Source organism: Chitinimonas sp. (genome assembly GCF_041904975.1).
Classification (GTDB): domain Bacteria; phylum Pseudomonadota; class Gammaproteobacteria; order Burkholderiales; family Chitinimonadaceae; genus Chitinimonas.
In genome coordinates this window covers 1-5167 of sequence record NZ_JAYRLZ010000284.1, presented here as the reverse complement: position 1 = coordinate 5167, position 5167 = coordinate 1, and the positions used below count along the sequence as shown (strand labels likewise).

The following is a 5167-nucleotide window of genomic DNA, read 5'->3' as shown; positions in this document are numbered from 1 at the left end:
AATCGCCGCCAGCTTCACTTTCTGCACTTCGCCAGTGGTATAGCCCGACTCATCGCCAAGGATGATCACCGACAGCGCCGACGCGAGGCCAAAGCCGGCCGCCACCGCAAACGAGCGGATGGCGAAATCGGTATCGCGCGCCTTGAGCAGATACCAGGCGGAAATCCCCAGCACGAACATGGCGCCGCATACATAACCGGCCGCCACCGTATGCACGAACTTGGCCTGCGCCACCGGATTGAAGAACACCGCAGCCAGATCGGTCAGCTCCATGCGCATGGTGCGATCGTTGAAGGCGGCGCCGACCGGGTTCTGCATCCAGGCATTGGCGATCAGAATCCACAGCGCCGATAGATTGGTGCCCAGCGCCAGCAAAAAGGTCACCATCAGGTGCTTGACCCGGCTAAGGCGTTGCCAGCCGAAGAAGAACAGGCCGACGAAGGTGGATTCCAGAAAGAAGGCCATCATGCCCTCGATCGCCAGCGGCACGCCGAAGATATCGCCCACGTAATGCGAGTAATAAGCCCAGTTGGTGCCGAACTGGAATTCCATGGTCAGGCCGGTGGCCACCCCCATGGCGAAATTGATACCGAACAGCTTGCCCCAGAAGCGGGTCATGTCCTGGTACACCTGCTTGCCGGTCATGACATAGACCGACTCGCAGATCACCAGAATCCAGCTCAGGCCCAGGGTGAGCGGCACAAACAGAAAGTGGAACATGGCGGTGGCGCCAAACTGCAGGCGCGACAAAGCCACCACGCCATCAGCCGGCAGGTCGGCGGGGGTCATGGGCAACTCCTTGGGAGGGATAGGGTAAAGCCGGGGAGGCGGGGCGGCCGACCAGGTGGTTTTCCACCACCGGCAGATCAACCCGCATATGTTTGGCCAGCGGCTGCGAGAACCACAGATGGTGTGCGGCGTACAAAAGAGCGAGCTTGATCAGCACGATCAAAACCAGGATGCGGCGATTGAATCGGGCGGAAAGGCTAGCTGAGCGCTTCTTGCTAGCAGCCTCACTTGTGGGAGCGGCTTCAGCCGCGATAGCGACGCGCTTCGCATCACCTGTGCATTCGCGGCTGAAGCCGCTCCTGCAGATCGTTTCAGCAGACCGTGCTGCCTGTAGGTCGGAATTCATTCCGACAGCAAGCTGGGAAGAAGCCAGTGCCGGGGAGACTTCCGACCCGGCAAGCGGTGTGGGTCTGGGGCCGTCGCTGTCCATGATGGCTAGTCCTCGCGACCGCCGCCGAGCTTGAGCCTATCGGCAAACTCCAGCACCTTTTGCACCTTGGCACCGAGCTGCATCAATTTGATCACCGTTTCCGGCGACAGCCGCTGCACCTCATCCAGCCAGCCGGTAGTGAGCTCGATCAGCTCGTACATCTGCCGCATCTTCTCTTGCGCCACCCGGTCTTCCTCGAAGCCCGGCGCCTCCATCAGCGCCTCGCGCAGCATCGACAAGGTCGGCTCGATCTCGCGGCGGCGCCGCTCTTCCATCAGCACCCGGAAGATGTCCCACACATCCTGCGGCGGCGCAAAGTAGTCACGTCGATCGCCCGGCAGATGGGTCAGCTTCACCAGCCGCCAGGCCTGTAGCTCCTTGATGCCGATGCCGACATTGGAGCGCGAGAAATCCAGCGTCTCACCGATTTCGTCAGCATTGAGCGGCCGCCCGGCAATATAGAGCAGCGCATAAATCTGCCCGACGGTGCGGTTCACCCCCCAGCGGGAGCCCATCTCACCAAAGTGCAGCACAAAGCGTTCGGCTAGCGGCGTCAGTTTCATTCTTTAATTTCCAGTATTTTCTGGAAGTTTAAAACTTGATGGAAATCAACGCAAGCGGAACGGATCTGTGCGCAAGGCGGGCAGGGCCTGACGGTGGCGCAAGGTGTTGACGGCGCCGTTCACAAGGGCGGGGGGAGCTGGTGCCTGCTTTGCCTGTGCAGGCGCGGCTTCAGCCGCGAGGGCCGCCCCAGGTAGCTTGATGATCTTCGGCGCTCACCATGGAGTGCCCTGTAGCCCAGGGTGGTGCGAGGATCGCAGACCAAGCGGATGAGGGTGTTTGAGGCCCATGGGCCAAGCTCCCAAGCCGTCGACTCGGGCGACGGCTTGGTTGTTGGGGCTTTAGCCCCTTACATCACGGGTGCACTGCGGCGGCATCCGGCTACGAGATTTTTCATGCCTATTTAAGTTTTAAACCAATCTTCGCCGACCAAATCTGTCAATTCGCGAACGGTGCCGATCAAGTTACTCTTGTTGTACCAATTAAGTTCTTCTAGCTCCTTGGAGCGGGTCATATTAAAAACCGCCAATATCTTCAATGCATTCGTTGTCAAACAATATCTTAAGCAACCACGCGCCAAGGGAGATCGATCTTCGTCGCCCCTTAACACTAAAGAAAAGTCAAATAGCAATCGTGCAGTGATATATGCGTCAACAGTCGGAATAGACCTCCTTCTAAGTCTCGCCCACTCAAATGGCCCTAGGTAGGGCTCCGCATTAATTACTGCTTCCGCAACTTGAACAGGATCCGTGCGGCCATTGTAAAAGTCGCGCAATTCATCACAGCCAAAGTCCCCATGTGCACGATCAAGCGACTGACCCGCTTGAAAGGTAAACAGGCCGACGCCGATCCAAAACCGTGACTGGTAATCGTGCGTCATCATTTCAAGTTCTCCAAAGAATCCGATCGATCAGCAGGGCACAAAGAAACGTAATCCGGGCTTGTGCAGGTCACGAAGCGCCACGCCCGAGTCGCCGCTCTTGCGGGCCGCTTGGCCCGCCCCCGGATTTCGCCTGCGGCTGCATCCAGGCTACGGATGCCAGAACGCCCCGGATCGCTTTTGCGGCCGGGGCGTCTTGTTTGCTTCAGCGATCTGGCAAGCCGGGCTTAGTCGGCCAGGCGCCAGGCCACGGTTTCGCCGGCGCGTAGCGGTACCAGGGTGTCATTGCCGACGTAGGGCAGCTCGGCCGGGACTGGCGTCGCTTCCTTCACCAGGGTGATGGTGTCGGGGTTGGCGGGCAGGCCGTAGAACAGCGGGCCGAAGCGGCTGGCGAAGCCTTCGAGTTTGTCGAGCGCGCCAGCTGTCTCAAACGCCTCGGCATACAGCTCGATGCCGTTATTGGCGGTATACATGCCGGCGCAGCCACAGGCGGCTTCCTTGGTGGACTTGCCGTGCGGCGCGCTATCGGTGCCGAGGAAGAACTTGGGGCTGCCGCTGGTGGCCATGGCGAGCAACGCCTGGCGATGAGTTTCGCGCTTGAGCACCGGCAGGCAGTAGTGGTGCGGCCGGATGCCGCCCTGGAACAGCGCGTTGCGGTTCATCAGCAAGTGATGCGCGGTGATGGTGGCCGCCACATTGGCCGGCGCACTCCAGACAAAGTTGGCGGCCTGCTCGGTGGTGATGTGCTCGAATACCACGCGCAGGGTGGGCAGCTTGTCCAGCAGCGGCTTCATCACCTGATCAATAAACACCGCTTCGCGGTCGAACACGTCCACGCCCGGATCAGTGACTTCGCCATGTACCAGCAGCGGCACCCCGAGTTCCGCCATGGCGGTCAGCGTCGGCATGGCTTTGGCGATATCGGTGAGGCCGGCATCGGAATTGGTGGTGGCGCCGGCCGGGTAGAGCTTGATGGCATGCACAAAGCCGCTCTCCTTGATCTTGGCCACTTCCTCGGGCGGGGTGATATCGGTCAGGTACAGCGTCATCAGCGGCTGGAAGGTGGAACCAGCCGGCAACGCGGCCAGAATGCGCTCGCGATAGGCGGCAGCATCGGCCACCGTGCGCACCGGCGGCTTCAGATTGGGCATGACGATGGCGCGGCCAAAGCGGCGGGCAGTATCGGGCAGCACCGCCTTGAGGGCGTCGCCATCACGCAGGTGCAGGTGCCAGTCGTCGGGGCGGATCAGGGTGAGTTGGGTCATGGCTTGCTCTCAGAGGCGTGAGGTTCGTGGTCGAAAAGTGGCGTGGCAGCAGCCAGCGGCACACTCATAAAGTGCTCAACCACCGGAAAAGGATCATAAAAATGGTGCAGCAGGGCGCGCCAGCGCTGGTATTCGCTTGAACCGCGAAAGCCTACCGTGTGACGTTCCAGTGTTTGCCAGCGCACCAGCAGCGCATAGCGGCCCGGTACTTCCATACAGCGTTGCAGGCTGTGGCCGAGATAGCCGGGCATGGACGCAATGATGGCGGACGCCTCGGCAAAAGCGGCTTCAAACGCGGCGCTCTGGTCGGGCCGCACCGGCAGCATGGCGATTTCGAGGATCATGATTTAGCGCCGCTTCAACCAGAACAGGAATTTGCCGTCGGCGCCCACTTCATGATGCGCCAATGCATGGCCGGTCTGGCGGCAAAAGGCCTCGAAATCGCTGGGGGTGCCGGGGTCGGTGCAGATCAGGTGCAGCACGGTGCCACTGGGCAGGTCGGCCAGCGCCTTTTTGGCGCGCAGGATGGGCAGAGGGCAATTCAGACCGGAAAGGTCGACCGATAGTTGGGCTTCGGGTGCGGACATGGCGCAAGCAGGGAAATGGGCGAAGGCCGATTATAGCGCGGCCCGACCGACTGCCCTGCCGGTCGATCACGCTGGCAACAGCTGAATCTCGATCAGGCGGCTACCTGCCTGCGCCAGCACTTCGCAGCCCTGCTGCGGCAAGGCGAGCAGCTCGCCGGCTTGTGCGCTCAGGCCGGACACGGTGAGGCTGCCGTGCAGCAGGTAGACCCAGGTCAGCCCGTCGCCTCCCATGGGCAGCGTGGCTTGCCTATCCACCGCGTGAATGCCGCTGCGGCAGCGGGCGGTATCACGCGCCACCATCACATTGAAATCGCGCGAGCGGGCACCAAGCAGCTGGCAATCCACCGCCACCTCGCCGGCAAAGTCGATGCGGGCCAGCGCTTGATCGAGGCGGGCGCTGCGCCCATCGGCAAATTGCAGCGCCATGCCATCGCCATCCAGCAAGTAGAGGGTGCGATCGACGCCGGGAAAGGCCGAAAATGGCCCGCCTTGCGACACGGTGGCAATCGACAGGCGCAGGGCAAAGTCGTCGGGCCGCACTGGATGCGGCAGACGCAGCAACTCGCAGGTGCTGCCGCCGCCGTTTTTCCACGGCATGGTGCGATAGTCGTCGGCGCGGTACAGGTGCGGCGCCGTGGGTAGCAATCTATTCATG

8 protein-coding genes are annotated in these 5167 nt (G+C 61.5%); all 8 read right to left on the bottom strand.

Features of this window, described 5'->3' with window-relative positions; translation table 11 throughout:
• The coding region (locus ACE3OH_RS18985) for a cytochrome ubiquinol oxidase subunit I (protein ID WP_374356891.1) at positions 1-789 on the bottom strand (789 nt) is incomplete at its 3' end.
• Complete coding sequence (locus tag ACE3OH_RS18980) at positions 764-1219, bottom strand: hypothetical protein (protein ID WP_374356889.1); 456 nt, start codon at positions 1217-1219, stop codon at positions 764-766. The genes ACE3OH_RS18980 and ACE3OH_RS18985, both read right to left, overlap by 26 nt.
• A 5-nt stretch (positions 1220-1224) precedes the next feature.
• Positions 1225-1782 (bottom strand): GbsR/MarR family transcriptional regulator, encoded by a 558-nt coding sequence (locus tag ACE3OH_RS18975; RefSeq protein ID WP_374356887.1) that lies wholly within the window; start codon positions 1780-1782, stop codon positions 1225-1227.
• Between the two features lie 401 nt (positions 1783-2183).
• Positions 2184-2663 (bottom strand): hypothetical protein, encoded by a 480-nt coding sequence (locus ACE3OH_RS18970; RefSeq protein ID WP_374356885.1) that lies wholly within the window; start codon positions 2661-2663, stop codon positions 2184-2186.
• Positions 2664-2887: 224 nt separating this feature from the next.
• The gene (gene pyrC / locus ACE3OH_RS18965) at positions 2888-3925 is read right to left on the bottom strand and encodes a dihydroorotase (RefSeq protein ID WP_374356883.1); all 1038 of its coding nucleotides are present in this window, start codon (positions 3923-3925) and stop codon (positions 2888-2890) included.
• On the bottom strand, positions 3922-4269 hold the full coding sequence (locus ACE3OH_RS18960; protein ID WP_374356881.1) for an antibiotic biosynthesis monooxygenase: 348 nt from the start codon (positions 4267-4269) through the stop codon (positions 3922-3924). The genes pyrC and ACE3OH_RS18960 overlap by 4 nt, the downstream gene beginning before the upstream one ends.
• A gap of 3 nt (positions 4270-4272) precedes the next feature.
• Entirely contained in the window at positions 4273-4512 is a 240-nt protein-coding gene (locus ACE3OH_RS18955) for a sulfurtransferase TusA family protein (RefSeq protein WP_374356879.1), read from the bottom strand.
• A gap of 66 nt (positions 4513-4578) precedes the next feature.
• On the bottom strand, positions 4579-5167 hold a 589-nt coding region (locus ACE3OH_RS18950; RefSeq protein WP_374356875.1), incomplete at its 5' end, for a HutD family protein.

Coding starts and splice junctions, on each gene's coding strand:
- ACE3OH_RS18975 (WP_374356887.1), bottom strand. CDS start 1,782: ATGAAACTGACGCCGCTAGCCGAACGCTTTGTGCTGCACTTTGGTGAG.
- ACE3OH_RS18970 (WP_374356885.1), bottom strand. CDS start 2,663: ATGATGACGCACGATTACCAGTCACGGTTTTGGATCGGCGTCGGCCTG.
- ACE3OH_RS18980 (WP_374356889.1), bottom strand. CDS start 1,219: ATGGACAGCGACGGCCCCAGACCCACACCGCTTGCCGGGTCGGAAGTC.
- pyrC (WP_374356883.1), bottom strand. CDS start 3,925: ATGACCCAACTCACCCTGATCCGCCCCGACGACTGGCACCTGCACCTG.
- ACE3OH_RS18955 (WP_374356879.1), bottom strand. CDS start 4,512: ATGTCCGCACCCGAAGCCCAACTATCGGTCGACCTTTCCGGTCTGAAT.
- ACE3OH_RS18960 (WP_374356881.1), bottom strand. CDS start 4,269: ATGATCCTCGAAATCGCCATGCTGCCGGTGCGGCCCGACCAGAGCGCC.